Genomic DNA, 16,911 nt, shown 5'->3' with positions numbered 1-16,911 from the left:
TATTATAATTATTTTAACGCAGCCAGTTTCTTTTCTCCTTTAAGCGCCACGGTATTTAAATATACCTCTATATTGGTATAACCACCGCCATTTTTTGCCGGCAAAGCCGAATCGCCGCCATCTTTAGGGTTAAGGCCATGTGCAATTTCCCAGGCATCAGGTAAACCGTCGTTATCCGAATCTTTGTATGGCGTACCTTTATAGTCGGGATATCCGCCAACCTGCCATGGAGCAGTGATGATGCCTAATTTATAAGAATCCTTAGGTAACTTGCGCACTTTAAACTGGAAAGCGGTATCGGTTTCCACCTCTTTATATACAATTTTTCCGGTACGCGCCTGTTCTGTAATGCGTACATCAACCGGGTCGCGCTTGGGAAGTGTGGCGCCCGCATTAGCAATCACAAATTTATAGGCATCCGTAGCCGACATGATAGTTAAAGACGGCATTGGGAACGGAACATCCGATTTTATGTAATCTTTATACTCACCTGCATCAGGTAACTCCTTACCTCCCGGCCCTTCAACCTGGATACCACCGTTCCATGGATCTTTAGTTACCTCAGGATAGCCTTCCATGATGTTACCCACAGCGTATACCCTGCCAAAAAATTTCTCCTTCAGTTTGCTCCTGCCCGATTCGGGTTTCAGTATCCTGTGCCCGACAGGTTCGTTTTTGGGTGTCACCGGGCCGGGTTTAAAGTAGTTATTGATAACGTTATAGTTTGTAGTATAATCGCCGCCATCCATCGAGCGGTGGTGCCAGTTAAATACCACATTGTTTACAAAATTATAAACCCCATTCCAGCCTACCGATGGGTTGCGGCCGGTGTTATCGGCCCAAAGGTTACGCATCAAAGAGCTGTTTTCGCCCCCTGTAGTGCTGCCAAAAGCATGATTCCAGTAATCCAACGATTCAGAATAGATACAGTTTTGGATGGTGATATTCACCGTACCCAACTTTTCTTCTTTTGAACCATCGCCCGGATCAAACATGTGCCTGTACATCGAAAAGTTTTCATCAAGCCCCCAGCTTGCTGATACGTGATCGGCAATAATATTACCTACAGGATTACCGCCCAATGCATCATCCCTGCGCCCAACGTTTGTTTCGCCACGGCGGAAACGCATGTAACGGATAATTACATCGTGGGTATTTACCCAAAATGATTCGCCGGCAATACAAACACCGTCACCGGGCGCAGTTTGCCCTTCAATAGTGATGTATGGCGCCCTCACTATAATGGGCGTTTTTATACGGATAATACCTGCAACATTAAATACTACTATACGCGCACCACCTTTTTCGCAGGCTTCGCGCAAGGTGCCCGGGCCGCTATCTTCAAGGCTGGTAACCACATAAACCTTACCGCCACGACCGCCATAGGTAAATTTGCCGCCGCCTTCGGCCCCGGGGAACGCCGGGATTTTTGCCTGTGGCAAATCAGTCGGCCTTCCTGCCCAGGGCACATAAACCTTACCCCGCCTTTGATCGGCTTTTATTATGGGCAACGCAATTTGCCAGGCCGAGTCTGAACGGCGGGTAGCCTCTTTCATTAATGCTTCACTCTCGTCTTTTACCTTCTGAGGGACCTCGGGGTATTGGGCAAACGCGGGCTTTGCAAACCCCAACGCTGCCGCAACTATAAATAAGGCTGTGTGTTTCTTCATGTTTAATTTGATATTATCTTAAAAATAGGGCTCTTTAAATGAGCGTCCATTTATGTATCTTATTTCAAAGGGTCAAATGCGCCGCCCCAGGTATTGGTTTGCAATAAATTTGAATTGTTTTGCAGCGCTGCCGTAGGTATGCCAAAATAATAATCTTCAGATTGTACTGCAAGGTTATAAGTATCCAGCGTTTTTGATTTAACGGTAAACGATGTGGTATAAAGATCATCTAAAGATGTATTTGCCAAAGCATCGCGGGTTAATAGCAGGTAGTCCTTACCTGTGCCTGTATTATTTAGTGTGATAGTAACGCCCGTTCTCTTTTTGCCATTTAAAGTACTTTCCAGTAATTTCCTGCGGCGCAAATCCCAGTATCTTTTACCCTCAAAGGCCAATTCAATTTGTCGCTCGGTCATGATAGCGCTTATCATTTGATCGGCGCCCATACCTGCCTGCAGGCCGTACAAATTATCGGCGCCCGCTTCAACACCAGCCCTTTTCCTTAAGGCAACCAAATTGGTATAAGCTGTGGTAACATCGCCTAAAGCAGCCGCGCATTCGGCCTGGTTAAGCAATACCTCGGCATAGCGTATCTCAATCCAGTCGGTACCAATATATTGCGTGTTACTTAATGAAATTGAAGGATCAATAGCTTTGCGCAAGTAAAAACCGCTTCCGGTTGGCGACGTAGGCTCGGTAGATTTTGTACTTGTACCGGCGGCATTGCTGTAGTAAAAGTATGTCCACAGCCTGTAATTGGTGTTGCCCAAAAGTGGCCATTTGCAGCCATTGTAAGCTATCGTAAGGTTAAACCGCGGGTCGCGGTTATCAAAAAACGTATTATCAGAATAGGTATACTTTGCTGAAGTACCCGGGGCAGCACCATCAAGCATTGGATAGCTCTTCACCATATCCCACGTTGGCTGATTTGAACCGCCTTTTGTGCCCAAGTATGCCGGCCTGGTAGCATTATCGTATCCATTGGGGTTTGTGCCATTATCATCTGTTTGGTTATTATATTCGGTAACCATTACGGCTTCGGTGTTGGCTACTCCCTTTACAAACCATAAACCATCATACGAGGGATAAAGCCCATATCCGTTTGTAGTAAGCGTTTGGATGGCTGCATCATTGGCTACTTTTGCTGCCTGCCAGCGGGTTGGGTCATTTGAAGGGTTAAACTGCGGGCTGGCGTAGGTTAACAACACCCTGCCTTTAAAAGCCGCAACCGCACCCGAAGTAATACGACCGTAATCAGAACCTGTCCATTTGCCCGGCAAATATTTTATGCAGGTATCCAAATCGCTCACTATTTGCTTAAAACATTCTGACGTGCTGTTGCGTGGCAGCAAAGCCGCATTCTTGGCCTCGGCGCCTATGGCCTGCAGGGGCGTTAGCACTAATGGCACGCCACCATATAACCTGGCAAGGTCAAAATATCTGAAAGCTCTCCAAAATAAAACCTGGGCACGGTACCTGTTTTTTGTCCCTTGCGGTAATGTACTTGTTGCAAGGCTGGCCAGCGTGGTATTGATAACCCTTATTTTGCCGTAATTATTACTTACCGATACAGCAGTACCAATATCGCCAACGGTTTCAATATTCACGGTACCCTTAACAAAGGCGTTATCGCCGTAAAATTCATCGCACATGGCGCCACCGCCGCCCAAAGCGCCACCGGTACTGCCAAACCATGCCGGCTGATTTGCCGAGTATATATAATTGATATTTAATATAGCCAGCGTCGAATCGTTAAAAACTTCGGTGGGTGTGGTATACTGCAGATCCTCTTTCATAAGAACCTTCTTGCAATTTGTTAGCAGCACGGATAACGTTACTAAAACAATTGCCGATATTATATTTAGTGATTTTAATGTTTTCATTTTTTTAAGATTTAAAAACCTAAGTTTAAACCAAAAGATATTGTACGAAGGTTGGGATATGAAGTAAATGGCGTCGACTGGCTTCGGTAACTGTTTGGATACGGATTTAAAAACGAAACCGGATTAGTTGCTACTACATATGCCCTTACACTGGCCATACCAAGTTTTTTTGAAATATTATCGGGCAAAGCATAGCTTAAATTAGCGCTCGAAATATTCCAGGTAACCGGGCTCACAAACCAAAAATCGGTTGTTACGGCATAAGTTTGATAATAATACGGCGCCGGATATTTTGCTTCAGTGTTGGTTGGTGTCCAGTGATCAGCCCAGAAAACCGGGCGATTTTCTGAAGCGGTAGCCTGTTTGGTTGCCGCTCCTTCAATTGATGCTGTGCCGCCCCATGATAAACCCATGATTACATTTAAACTTAGTGATTTATAGGAGCCGCCGAAGTTAAAGCCCATGGAATAATGATTATTGGATTTATGACCAAGGAACTGTAAATCTTTCGAATCAATTATACCATCGCCATTCAAATCCTGGAAGTTTAACATACCAGGCTTAACCGCCTGCGACATGATAGTTACGTTACCAGCTCCGCCTGCCGCGGTTGCACGTTCTGCAATAATCGCGTCGGCATCGGCCTGTGTCCTGATAATACCTAATGATTTATAACCCAATGTACCCTGATCTCCTGATTTATTAGTTAAATCCTGGAAGGTGCCGGCCAAGCCGGAAGCCAGGTCATATTTCAGGTACTTATTATCGCTCCAGGTAAAAAACGGGCTAACATTGTAGGTCCAGTTTTTACCTATATGGTCTTTCCATGATACACTCACCTCGTAACCGAATGTGTTGATGCTGCCGTAGTTTTCTGTTGAAGGCGTGGCCCCAACTGTAACCGGAACCGATGAGTTTAAACTGGCCAGCATATTATAGTGATGGTCCCAGAAATAATCGGCAGTGGCCGATAAACGATTGTTGAGGAAACGAAGGTCGATCCCGTAGTTCGTTTTGGTGTCGTGGTCCCAGGTATAATCAGGATTGGCAATAGCAATGTTGGTTGTTAAGCCTATACCTTTATCGGCGTTGTTGCCGCCAAATACGGCGCCACCGCCGCTTCCGGTACCAATTTTGTAATTTACAGCGTATTGGTATGCTTTTGTGTTATAACTACCCAACGAACCCACGGAAGCCCTTAGCTTGAAGAAATCGACAAAAGAAACATTTTTAAAGAAATCTTCTTTGGATACCACCCATCCAACAGAACCCGACGGAAAATATCCCCATTGGTTTCCCGGAGGAAAATTGGTATTGGCATCGGCCCTTAACGATAATTCAACCAGGTATTTATCCGCATAACCATAATTTAAACGGGCTGCGTAAGCCTGTTTACCACCTTCACTAATAGAAGATGCCTGGTTTGATGATTGTGCGCCGGTTGTAAAGTTCTGGTTGTCTTTACCGTTAAGTATTACGCCGTCAGCCTCGGCGTTTACGCCTTCAAAACTGGTTTCATATTGCTCATAAAGGGCAATAAATGATATTTCGTGCTTACCAAAAATACGGTTATAGTTAAGGCTGACGTTAAACTGGTAATTATCCGTAATGCTTGGCGTTAGCCTTACCCTATCCCCGTTTTTTATTGTGGGTGTACCCACAATTGTGCCCCCCGGTATATGGTTATTTGAGCCGGTACCCGAGTATTGGTAATAAACAAAGCTTGTACCGTATTGCTTACTGAAGTTATTATTGATATTCCTGTTATAACTCACATTTGCAGATAAGCCTTTTACACCCGGAATATCGTAGCTTAGGTTAGCCAGCGCATTCATAATGTAATTATTGCTACTGGTATAATTATTTGAGTTTTGTACTGCAAAAAAGTTAATATTATCGGTAGCTGTTCTTGAGCTGAGGTATACCGGATGGCCATCTATAAAATATTGCTGCCATGGCGGTGCCTGGTTTAGTGATAAAAAGTCGTTGTCAAGACTTTCTGATGTGCCAGACAGTTTGTACCAATAGCTTTTGCTTTTGGATACATCTTCGCTTAGCGATAAGCTAAGCTTTAAGCCTTGCGTCAGTTTTGCATCAACACTACCGCGAAAACCAAAACGGTTGGTATTAACACCCGAGAAGTTGGAGTTTTGATTAACATAATTTGCGCCGGCAAAATAAGTAACCTTATCGTTACCGCCACTAACGTTAACTGCTCCACGCTCAACTAAGGCCGGGTGGAACGCCTGTTTTAAAAAGTTGTTGTTGTTATCGGCAAAATAGGCCAGTTCATCAGGAGTATAATAGTTAAGGTCTTTTTTTGTTAAATCTCCGCCTATATAGCCATCAGGGGTTATGTTAAACCCGTTCAGGCCTTGTTCATAATCATTTAACCAGGTTGCCAGTTGTAGGCCCGACATCATTTTAGGCAATTGAACCGCATCAGCCGAACCTGCCGACGCGCTAAAGCTTATTTTTGGCTGACCAGAGTGACCCCGTTTTGTTTTTACAATGATTACGCCATTGGCTCCCTCGATACCGTAAATGGCGGCCGCGGCGTCTTTCAAAATCGAGATATTTTCAACCTCGCTCTGATCCAGCAGGTTAAAGTCTGAAAGTGTGCGCTTGGCTCCGTCAATAATGTATAAAGGATCGGTGCTGCCACCATCTTTTGCCAGGAAAATGGGGTTACGAATAGTAATGGAGGCATTTTGCCCAGGCCTTGCCGTACCGCCGGATACGCCAACCGCGGCGTTGGTACCCTTTAGCGCGGCAGCAAGATTGGTTGTTGGGATATCTTGTATCTTCGTCATATCTACGGTTTCAACAGCGCCGGTAAGGTGACTTCTTTTTTGGGTTCCGTAACCAACTATCACCACCTCGTCAAGATTGCTTGATGTGGGTACCATTTTAAAATCGGCATTCATTTCGCCAACATTTAATGTTTTTTCCTGGAACGAGTAGCCAATGTACTGTACTTTGATTACCACGCTTTGTAAGTTGGTAACTTTAATAGAATACCTGCCACTGGTATCGGTTGTGGTACCGGCTGTGCTCCCTTTTACCTGAACAGAAACGCCTATCAGGGGTTCGTTTTTGTCGCTGCTCACCACCTTGCCGGTTACGGTTCGGGTTTGGGCCTTTAACATACTACTGATAATCAGCAATATCGAAAATAAGAGGAAAAATTTTCTCATAAACTCATGGAATTGAATTTCATAATTCTGTTAATTAATTGGTTATAATTGATGTTCAGGCAATACTTCTCACTTTATCAACCCTACTTTTTTAGTTATTTGTTTGTAGCAGCCCTTTCTTTAATCCGTTTTTGCCACTCCTCGCCTTCCTTCTTCATGTCGTATCCCTGCGCCGACAGGTAATTATTGATACGGCCCTTAAATTTGCCAAACCAGGCGTGCTTTTTCTCTGACGATTCCGCATCTATAGCATTTTCACGCGCTTCCAGCAACCAGCCTTTTATTTTATCTTTTTGCAGGCTGGAAAGGTTAGGTATCTCATCTAAATAAGCGGTGTACGTTATGGGGTAAATGCGGTAAGTCATGCCATCCTTTACTTTATCCACCTGGTCGGCATTTAGTTCGGCAGTTAATTTTGAAAGGTATTGGCCGTGCAGCACGCTCAGCTGTTTAACCATCCCACTATCCACATCTGCGGTTTTGGTTACCGCTGCCGCTTTATCATCGGCAAACTGTTGTTTAATTGCTTTGTTTTTAGCGTTCCTGTCGTTGTATATATCATTAAGATTTCGGTACTGGTCAACTATAATATCGCGCACCTTTTTGTACTTCACCGAGTCGCTAATATTTAACACATCAACAATTTTTGCGGCGCGTTGCGTAATTACCGCGGTGTACTTATCGCCGGTATTACTATCCGGCGCCGATTGTGCAAGCGAAGCTGTGCATCCTGCAAAAATCAACACCAGTATAACAGTATATTTTTTCATCATCATTTCTACCTAATTAGAAATTAAAATTTGAACTTCATATAAAATATTGACAATCAATTTATTAATAAATATTACTATATATTTTTCAGTTAATTTGATCGTATTTACAACAATAAAACAAATTGATATTTATTACTAATACCTTATTTAAAAACTATATGTTGACTACCTTTATTGGTTTATATATTTGGCTGCAGCAAACTGTTTTACAGGATGCTTAAACAAATATCAAATATTAGGGGGTGCAATTTCTACCTGTATTTATCAATTTATTGTACGATCCTATCATAACCTTAATTTCACAGCTGATGTAACAAACGTCAAAAAATTGTTACCATTTTATAAACATCTTTTGCCTTAATTTTTATAATTTTAAATATTGTAAGCCATATAGAAAGCAGTGTTCAAACTGTTTATTTTATAACCAGTATATTGATTTTTTAAAATGAAGCCTCATTTCCTTAAGGTTGCTGTAAAACCACAGAACTCTTTTAGCATTAGGCATGATATTTTGCCAACCTTCCGGGGTATCTGGCATTATCATCCCGAACTGGAGTTGCATTACGTAATTAAAGGCGAAGGTGTGCGTTTTATTGGTGATAATATCAGCAATTTTTCGCCCGGCGAGATCACCTTACTTGGCGAGGCCCTACCCCACTGCTGGCGCTGCAAGGACGAATACTTTTTACCCGATTCTGGCTTGAACGTAGAGGTTATTGTAATTCACTTTTTACCGGATTGTTTGGGCAAATATTTATTGAATTTGCCCGAAACTTACCTACTGCCAAAACTATTTGAAAAGGCTAAAAGCGGCATGGTGATAAAAGGCGAAGCCAGGGAAAAGCTGGCTGGGTTAATGCGCCAGGCGGTTGAGGCAACCAACCTCGAACGCATCATTGTGTTGCTATCTATTTTGAAAATACTGGCCGAAACTGAAGAGTTTGCCCCGATCATTCTCTCACACAGCGAATTTCACCAGTCAAACGAATCGGATACCATCCGGCTGAATAAAGTGTGCTCATACACACTTGCCAACTATAAACAGGAAATCAGCCTCGAAAAAATAGCAGCTATAGGTAATTTAAGCGTTACCTCGTTTTGCAGGTATTTTAAGCTGATGACCAAGAAAACGTATTTTGATTTTTTAACGGAGATAAGGATCAGCCACGCCTGCCGGTTTTTAATTGAGGATAAGCTGCCTACCGAGGTACTATGTTTTGAGTGCGGCTACAATAATATTTCAAATTTTTACCGGCATTTTAAACGGGTTACCAACATGACCCCGCTGGAGTACAAGAGGCGATATATTAAAGGACAAAAGGCTGCTGTGGCCTAGCTAATTGATTTATATATTATAATTAACAAGTCGGCTTTTAGCTATTCTGCTTTTAGCTCTTACCAAATACCGATATTATTTTGCAGTAAAGTATAACTGCTATACAAATCTTCCATCTGGTTACGCACCGAAGCCGAAAATTGCCCCACGTTGCGCCTTGTAACTGTCGAAATTTTTAATCCGCGCCTGGTTAAATAATATTTAGCTATAACCGGGTATACATTATGCATCACAACCATATTATCTGTTAAAAACTCTTGTACCATGTTTACCGCGTGCTGCAAAGCCTCATTGGCATAATTATTACACAACCATACAATTAGCTCAGGAAAAAAATTCCCCTGGATACATGACAGGCCGGCCGAACCTGCTTTTAAAGTTTCAACGGCGTGCCCCATATATGCATCGTATAAACCAAAGGCCGGGTTTACGGCCTGGGCAGCCAATTTTTGCTTTACCTGGCCGATATCAAGACAGGTATCTTTATGGTAAATTACCCTGCCGGTAGCAACAAAATCAGTAAGCTGCTGTGGTAATAACAGCCTTTTGTAAGGCACCGGGCATTCGTAAAAACCCAGTGGGATGCCTGCAGTTTGGTTAAACAAGTCAAATACCCGGTCGTTCAAAACTTCATCTGCCTCGTTAACATCAGCCAGTAAACTTGTAATGGCAATTACCGCTGTTGTACCTGTATCATGTACTTTTTTTATAAAATCGGCTTGATGCGTAACGGTGCCGCCAAAGGTACCTGTGGCTACTATGGGCACAGCGCCATTCACTACTTTTATAACGTGATTAATAAGTTGCAGCCGCTCATCCTCCTTAAGTTCAAACATCTCGCTGGATAGGCAATTGGCAAATACCCCTGCGGCACCCGCCTGCAAATACATCTCTGTGAGTTGCGTAAGTGCATCATAATCTATACCTCCGTCGCTTTTAAAGGGCGTTAACATTACCGGTATAAACCCTTTTTTTGCCTGTTCCATTTGTTTTCTGAATTAAATTTAAATGAGGAATTAAACCGTTTGCCGCCTTGCTTTTGTTAAAAGTATGCCCGTAAGGAAAATAGCGAGCGTACCCAACACAATAATCATATTTGTATTGAAAGTACTACGAAGCGATGCGTACTGATCTGGAATAATGGCCGGGAATGTAAGCCAAATGATAACTATAACACCTATAATGGTAGCTATAATTGCCTCGTGATTGCTGGTTTGCCTGCTGATGATGCCCAATAAAAACAACCCCAGCATGCCCGCGGCAAATATGCCCGAAAGTTGCCACCATAAATCAAGAATACTTTTTGCCCCTATCATAGCTATGCCCACGCCCATACCGGCAAAACCGAATACTACGGTGCCAATATGTAATAAAAAAAGTGTCTGCTTGCTGTTAAGTTTCGGTTTAAAATACCGTTTATAAATATCAACTGCAAAAACAGTAGCCGATGCATTCATACCCGAACTAATGGTGCTCATTGCGGCCGACAAGATTGCGGCAACAATAACACCCACCAACCCTGTTGGAATACGGGTTACCATAAAATGAGGCATAATTTTATCGCCATAATCGGCAGGCGTTAATGTGGCCATCAGGGCGTTTACCTGGCCGGGGGTAGCCGTTAACGGAAGCCGTTCCGCAGCTACCTGGTGCTTTATACTCAAAAGTAAACCGGGATGCTGGCTATAGTAGGCATACAGGCAGGATCCTATCGCAAAAAAAAGAAACGATGCCGGGATATATATCAGCACACAAAGCCACACCGATTTTGCTGCCTGCCTGGTTGATTTTGCCGCATGATACCGTTGTATATAATTTTGGTCCATCCCAAAATTGTTAAGGTTTATAAAAAAACCGTAAAACAATATTACCCAAAACGTGGGCTGTGTAAAATTTAACGAGAAACTGCCCAGGCTAAACTTATCGGCTGTTTTACCTATGGACAGTATTTGGGCAAAACCGCCTGACACATTGGTTACCACCAGGTAAATAATAAGCACTGCTCCCAGTGTTTTTACAATGGCTTGTACTACCTCCGTCCAGATAACCGCTTTTATACCACCCGATACTGTGTAGATGATAATAGCAATACCCATAACAAGCATTATCAGTTTCATAGACACCCCGGTAAGCGCCTGCAGGCTTAATGCAATACCAAAAAACACCGAGCCCATACGCGCCAGCTGTGTAAGTAAAAAACAAATAACCGCATAAGTGCGCGCCCATGCCCCAAAACGTTTTTCGAAATGGGTATAGGCTGATACTTCGCCGCTGTTACGGTAAAAAGGTATAAAATATTTAACCGCTATCCACGCCGCCAGGGGCATAGACAGGCTGAATACAAAAGCGCTCCAGTTACCGCCATAGGCTTTACCCGGCACGCCCAAAAAAGTGTTACTGCTTAAAAATGTGGCATATATGGATAGCCCTATAGCCCAGCCCGGTATCAAACCCGAGCCGGTGGTAAATTGCTCGGCATTCTTATTCTTCCGCGAAAAATAAAAGCCGATTAATACCATGGCAATAAGGTAAATACCTATAACGGCAAAATCGACCACGGGTAACATTTTCATGTTTGGAACGGGTTGAACGGTAAAAGTTTATATTATGGTTTAAAATTGTATTAACAAATGTAGCATTGTGGCTGTATCATTTACTGTAACATTTTTTCAGACTATTGTATGATATTAGCATTGGGTTGCAGAAAAATCACCGGTCAATTTTTTAGTTTTTTGGCTGCCAAATTTGCTAATGTATTCATTTGATCTACAAAGAAACCGACGATATAATTGAAAGAGGTTTATATTATTCAATAAAACTTCCGTCCCCTCTCCTTTTCATCCGTTGCCCGTGACGCATTGGCGAGCCCGTCCATTTTTGCAGGTTTAGCTTGGCGCTGAACATGAAGTAGCGGCTTTGGGCGTTACTGAGGGTGTTGGTTACCGAGTTTTCGGTAGTTACCTGGTTAACAAAGTTGTTTTGCTTTAATATATCAAATACCTGGAATGTGAGCGTAAGGTTGCGGCGCTTAAAAAACTGCTGTTCAATGTAGGCGTTAATGACCAAAGGATTACGGGTAAGGTTTTGCGATATCCCTTTTACAAAATTTTTATTGGCACTGTAGCCAAAGGTAGCAGTACGGCCGGTAAGGAAATAAAATTTACCATCAATGGCTAAAGCCGTTGTACTGATATTGGTATTTACCGAGTGCGGCAGCGTGAAATATGATTTTGCCACGTCATAGGAAACGTACGGGTTAATTTCTACCGATTCGCTTGGGTTTATTTGTGGGCCTAAACGTTCGTTAAAATGCCAGGTAGTGGTAAAGTTTTGAACGTTGTTACTCATTGACACACCATGGCCGTAATTGATGGTGCCGTTAAGCGACAGGTTATATTTCCTATTGTCCAGTTGTTTCGAAATATTGTAGTTCCCGCCTATTGTATAGCTGCCATTTAAGTTAATATAGTGTGTTTCGTTTTTCAAAGCGCCAAGAGTATCGGCTATCTGCACTGTATTGGTAACAATTTGGTTTTTAATAAAGCTCACGTTGGCGTTGGCAGATACATTGAACTTTGAATCGACTATGTAGTTATTGTATTGCAAATTGATGGAATTCCTGAATGATGGTTTCAAATCGGGGTTACCCACAACCGGGTTTTGCGGATTAGACTCATCGCGCACAGGCTGAATCTGGTTAAATGAAGGCTCTTGCGGGCTGCCAGAATAGTTAACCGAGAAACGCTCCTGCTTTGACCATACGTACTGAAAACGCGCTATCGGGATCAGGTTAAAATTAGTGCGATGCGTACTTACCACTCCGCCGGTTATTTTTGTACCGTCTAAAACGGTTGGCACACCGGTAACACCTAACGAAATATTATATTTTTTTTGATTGATACGGTAATTAAGGGCCAGCCGGGTTTCGGTAAACGAATATTTAAAAACATTGCTCAGAGAGTCAACCAAATTACGCCTGCCTAACGAATCTATGTTATAGGTATAGGCCTGGTTATCATAGCTGCGCGAATTAACCTGCGCGTTAAACTCCAGTTGCGACACATCGGTGAGCGGCTCAACATAGGTAAAGCTCGTCCTGAAGTTTTTACTCAGGTTACTGCGGCTGATGTGGCGGTTCACCAGTGAATCTTTTAAAACATGATTAGTAGAATCCTGGTAGTAGATGATGTTATTATCCTGCTCGTTAACTGTTTCATTATCCGCCCGGTTGTAGCTTACCTGCAGCGATAGGTTGCGCTTTGGTTTTTTAAACAAATGCTGATAAAATACAATAGCCCCCCAGGTGGGCACGGTATTATTGCTACCGGTTAATCCTAAAATATCCTGGTGAATGAGACCGGTTTTAAAACTTTGAGATGTGTTTGTTGAATTTACACCCGAGTAGCTAAAACTGGGTGTCACTTTCAGGTAATCAGCGCTATCTATATTATACTCCAATTCCAGGTTTACGTTATGAGTTTTGTTATTGTTTTGCGAATTGGAATTCCTGATAAAATTAGTGGTACCCAATGTGCTAAACTGTTGACCATCGCTATGGTTAATTGAATTAACATCCCGAAAATTATAGTTGTAGCTGGTATTTATTTGGATTTTTTTGGTAAGATAACTCCGGTAACTGATATTAGGCCCACCTGTTTTGGTAGTACCGCCACTGCCGCCACCGGTTCCGCCCGAAACACCATTTACGGTGTTTACAAAACTGCCTATCACCCCTATCTGCTCGTTGCCGTTTATCCTCTGAAAAAACAGGCGGTTATCATAACGGTCGTCACTGCCTACACCCGCGCTTAATCGACCAACATTACCTACCGATCTATCGGCCCTTGTGGTAATATTCAACACTTTTTGCGGGTCGCCATCTTTGATGCCGGTACGGGCCGCCTGGTCGCCGTAGTCGTCAATTATCTGTACTTTATCAACTATATCGGCAGGCAAATTTTTAATTGCCTGGGCAACATCTCCCCCAATATAATCTTTACCATTCAGCCGGGCCTTTACTACGGCCTGGCCCTGGTGGGTAACCGTTCCGTCTTTGGCAACTTCTACGCCCTCCATTTTTTTAATCAGTTCGTCAACAGTAGCGTTCGGGCGTACTTTATAGTCGCTGGCACGATACTCAACCGTATCGGTTTTGTAAGTAACACTTGGCTCGCCATTTATCACTACTTCGCCCAGCATGTGTTGCTGCGGCTTCAAAACAAAAGCATCAAGTTCTAAACTGCGCGATTCGTCGTTATTCAGCATCTTGCGGACAACCGTTTGGAACCCCACGCTGGTAACAGTGATAACAAAAGTAGCCGATTTAACCTTCCCAAACCTGAACTTACCTGTCGGGCCGGTGCTGGTAACCATGCTGTCTGTAGCCGATACCAGTTTAATGGTTGCCCCTTCCAGTTTTTTATTTGCAGTATCCTTCACTACCCCATAAACTTCCCTGAAAGGTAAAGGACCTTTTTGATCTTTGGTACCACGTTGCTTCCCGAAGTTGCCGGCGCCATTGTTTCCATTTCCATTGCCACCTCCACGGCGGTTTTGGGCATAGCCCATGGCGGCAAACATCAGTATAAATAAACAGAGTAAAGTTTTTTTCATGGTAAGGCGGATGTAGCTGGGTTAAGCCCTGAGTTAAAAGTCCTGAGCCAGAAATTATAAGTAGCAAGCTGGCTTATAACTTGAGGCTATCAATTTAAAACTTGTAAAGTTGACAGGAATTAATCTGGCTAAAAATACAAGGCCGCAACGGTTTATTTTAAACTGTTGCAGCCTTGTTACATAACATCCTTGTTACTTACTTTCTTCAAGCTGCAAAACGACGCTTGTTCTGCCGCTGTTAACATCGGGGTTGATGCCTACGGTCATTAAGAAATCGCCTGTTAAAACCAGGTTATTTTCGATGGATGAGTTGGAGCCTGCATAAAGGTTAATCTCTTTAACCAGGTATTTTTTTTGCGGATCGAGGCCTTTCAGGCGGATAGGCACCTTTGTTCCGGCATTGTAACGATTATTAACCAAATAGTTAAATACCACTGCTTTTGATTTGCTTTCATTAACATACATAATAGATGCGGCATCGTTATCCCACGGCGATTGCAAACGATATTGATCGCCGTGCCAGATGGCATCTTTCAGGTATTCATAGTTTTTAAGCGCGTCATGCACATAGGTAAGGTCTTGCTCACTTAGTTTGCTTACTACAATGTCAAACCCAAGCTTACCCATCATAGCCACGTCCGTGCGGAATTTTATAGGTTGTTTACCCCAGTCGGTAACGTGGTTTGAGCTGGTCATAGCCGGGTAAAAGTAGGAGTACTCCCATTGGATAAACACCCTTTCTAAGGGTTCGGTGTTATCACTTGGCCAAAACTCGGTAAAGTATTTGAGTGCACCATAATCAACACGGCCACCGCCGCCTGAGCACAGCATTAAAGGTACTTTGGGATATTTTGCCCTAACACGTTCCAATACTTTGTACAAACCGAAAACATAGTCGGTATACAAATGCGATTGGTCTTTTTTAAGATAAGCAGAATAGGCGTTATAGATCACCGCGTTGCAATCCCATTTAATATAAGCCAGGGTTGGATTTTTGGTAAACAGGTCATCCACTATCCCAAATACAAAATCCTGCACGTTAGGATTGGCAAGATCCAACACCAATTGGTTACGGAAATACTTTTCGGGGCGGTTTGGTTGCTTTATCACCCAATCAGGATGTTTACTGTAAAGTTCACTTTTGGGGTTAACCATTTCGGGCTCAATCCAGATGCCGAATTTTACGCCATCAGCCGTTGCCTCTTTTACCAACGATCCGATCCCGTTAGGTAATTTAAGCTTATTTTCCTGCCAATCGCCTAACCCCGCATGGTCGCCATTACGTGGAAATTTATTGCCGAACCAGCCATCGTCCAACAAAAACAGATCGACGCCTAATTTTTTTGTATCTTTTAATAAACCAAACAGTTTGCTTTCGTTAAAATCAAAATAAGTCGACTCCCAGTTGTTCAGCAAGGTAAGTCTATCGCCCTGCCCGTCAACAATTTTATATTTGCGTGCCCAGCGTTGCAGCTTGCGGCTGGCATCTCCTTTACCATGATCGGAGTAAGTATAAACAAACGCCGGCGTTGTAAATTCCTGAGTTGGTTTGAGATGATACTCGGCAGCTGCGTTGTTAATACCGGCAATAACCCTTAGGTTATTTGATACATCCAGCTCCAGGTCGATTTTAAAATTACCCGACCATTCCAGCGCGCCTAACATTACTTTGCCCTCATCCTCGGTAGCAGGTTTATCCATAGATACCATGAACATCGATGGCTCATACAAATTGGCGCGGGTGCCCAGTTTACTATCAATAGTTTTAATGCCGTGGGTTAGCTTTGCTTCCTCTGGCTGCATCTCCAATGCCCAGTTACCGTGATACTGTTTTAGCCAAAAGCCATTACCTTTTAAATTAAGGTTGGCCGATGCATATTTGTTCAGGGTTACTTCGCCCTTTTCGTTATGTTTTATTACTGACCATTGTTCGGTAACGTCCTCTTTAAAATAGGTTTTATAATATAGTGTTACTTCAAACGGGTAAACAGGATCTTTCAGGTTAACAGCCAGCAGGCTCACATCTTCATCAACTTTGGTAACGGTGTGGCTTACATAAACCAGGTTGAGGGATTTATTACCATCGGTATGCGTCACGGTTATTGCCGGTTCGGCCAGGCTCTGCGAGCCCGATGCCATGTAGGCTTCGGTTAGCACACCCGAATCATCGGCCTGCCGGTACATTTTGCCTATCTGCTCGTACTCTTTGGCATTACCCAGCTTGCTGCCGAAGTAAACCATTTTAAGGGTTTTATCGCCTCCGGTCTGCAGCACCAGGGCATTATTTTGTGTTTCTACCGGGATGGTAACAGTTTGGGCGTAGCTTCCCATAGCCATCACTATCGAACTTACAAGCACCACACCAAATGGCAATGCTTTGTTTGTAAACGTCTTTCTCAATTTTTTATAGGTTATTAATCAGGTACAAATAAGGTTAAA

General features: G+C 43.1%; 9 protein-coding genes. 1 reads left to right on the top strand and 8 read right to left on the bottom strand.

The features are described from left to right. Positions 1-8: 8 nt before the first annotated feature. The 4 genes from BMX56_RS13035 to BMX56_RS13020 all read right to left on the bottom strand — a co-directional run bounded on the left by BMX56_RS13035 (position 9) and on the right by BMX56_RS13020 (position 7,526). Positions 9-1,670 (bottom strand): polysaccharide lyase, encoded by a 1,662-nt coding sequence (locus tag BMX56_RS13035; protein ID WP_090647901.1) that lies wholly within the window; start codon positions 1,668-1,670, stop codon positions 9-11. 59 nt (positions 1,671-1,729) lie between these two features. Continuing rightward, complete coding sequence (locus BMX56_RS13030; RefSeq protein ID WP_255369834.1) at positions 1,730-3,466, bottom strand: RagB/SusD family nutrient uptake outer membrane protein; 1,737 nt, start codon at positions 3,464-3,466, stop codon at positions 1,730-1,732. 98 nt (positions 3,467-3,564) lie between these two features. Beyond that, positions 3,565-6,750, bottom strand: a complete 3,186-nt coding sequence (locus BMX56_RS13025; RefSeq protein WP_090647893.1) for a SusC/RagA family TonB-linked outer membrane protein — start codon at positions 6,748-6,750, stop codon at positions 3,565-3,567. 95 nt (positions 6,751-6,845) lie between these two features. Further along, positions 6,846-7,526, bottom strand: a complete 681-nt coding sequence (locus BMX56_RS13020) for a DUF3826 domain-containing protein (protein ID WP_090647889.1) — start codon at positions 7,524-7,526, stop codon at positions 6,846-6,848. Positions 7,527-7,968: 442 nt separating this feature from the next. Between BMX56_RS13020 and BMX56_RS13015 the strand changes: the two genes are divergently transcribed. After that, the gene (locus BMX56_RS13015; RefSeq protein WP_090647882.1) at positions 7,969-8,859 is read left to right on the top strand and encodes an AraC family transcriptional regulator; all 891 of its coding nucleotides are present in this window, start codon (positions 7,969-7,971) and stop codon (positions 8,857-8,859) included. A gap of 59 nt (positions 8,860-8,918) precedes the next feature. Here the strand turns inward: BMX56_RS13015 and BMX56_RS13010 are convergent, their stop codons facing one another. The 4 genes from BMX56_RS13010 to BMX56_RS12995 form a co-directional block, all read right to left on the bottom strand. Beyond that, positions 8,919-9,845 carry a dihydrodipicolinate synthase family protein gene (locus BMX56_RS13010; RefSeq protein WP_090647879.1) on the bottom strand — a complete coding sequence of 309 codons (927 nt, stop codon included), beginning with the start codon at positions 9,843-9,845 and terminating at the stop codon, positions 8,919-8,921. 30 nt (positions 9,846-9,875) lie between these two features. Continuing rightward, the gene (locus BMX56_RS13005; RefSeq protein ID WP_090647874.1) at positions 9,876-11,432 is read right to left on the bottom strand and encodes a sodium:solute symporter family protein; all 1,557 of its coding nucleotides are present in this window, start codon (positions 11,430-11,432) and stop codon (positions 9,876-9,878) included. A 232-nt stretch (positions 11,433-11,664) separates the two neighbouring features. After that, positions 11,665-14,472, bottom strand: coding sequence for an outer membrane beta-barrel family protein (locus BMX56_RS13000; RefSeq protein WP_090647870.1), 2,808 nt, complete (start codon positions 14,470-14,472; stop codon positions 11,665-11,667). Positions 14,473-14,664: 192 nt separating this feature from the next. Continuing rightward, positions 14,665-16,872: an alpha-galactosidase gene (locus BMX56_RS12995; protein ID WP_255369833.1), complete on the bottom strand. Its 2,208-nt coding sequence runs from the start codon at positions 16,870-16,872 to the stop codon at positions 14,665-14,667. Positions 16,873-16,911 lie beyond the last annotated feature (39 nt).

This window comes from Mucilaginibacter sp. OK283 (assembly GCF_900110415.1).
Taxonomy (GTDB): Bacteria; Bacteroidota; Bacteroidia; order Sphingobacteriales; family Sphingobacteriaceae; genus Mucilaginibacter.
Note: the sequence above shows the minus strand (reverse complement) of the source record. Positions and strands in the feature narration are given on the sequence as shown.

Bases quoted from the DNA above. Each gene is read 5' to 3' on its own strand.
- BMX56_RS13035 (WP_090647901.1), bottom strand. From the start codon at position 1,670: ATGAAGAAACACACAGCCTTATTTATAGTTGCGGCAGCGTTGGGGTTT.
- BMX56_RS13030 (WP_255369834.1), bottom strand. From the start codon at position 3,466: ATGAAAGAGGATCTGCAGTATACCACACCCACCGAAGTTTTTAACGAT.
- BMX56_RS13025 (WP_090647893.1), bottom strand. From the start codon at position 6,750: ATGAGAAAATTTTTCCTCTTATTTTCGATATTGCTGATTATCAGTAGT.
- BMX56_RS13020 (WP_090647889.1), bottom strand. From the start codon at position 7,526: ATGATGATGAAAAAATATACTGTTATACTGGTGTTGATTTTTGCAGGA.
- BMX56_RS13015 (WP_090647882.1), top strand. From the start codon at position 7,969: ATGAAGCCTCATTTCCTTAAGGTTGCTGTAAAACCACAGAACTCTTTT.
- BMX56_RS13010 (WP_090647879.1), bottom strand. From the start codon at position 9,845: ATGGAACAGGCAAAAAAAGGGTTTATACCGGTAATGTTAACGCCCTTT.
- BMX56_RS13005 (WP_090647874.1), bottom strand. From the start codon at position 11,432: ATGAAAATGTTACCCGTGGTCGATTTTGCCGTTATAGGTATTTACCTT.
- BMX56_RS13000 (WP_090647870.1), bottom strand. From the start codon at position 14,472: ATGAAAAAAACTTTACTCTGTTTATTTATACTGATGTTTGCCGCCATG.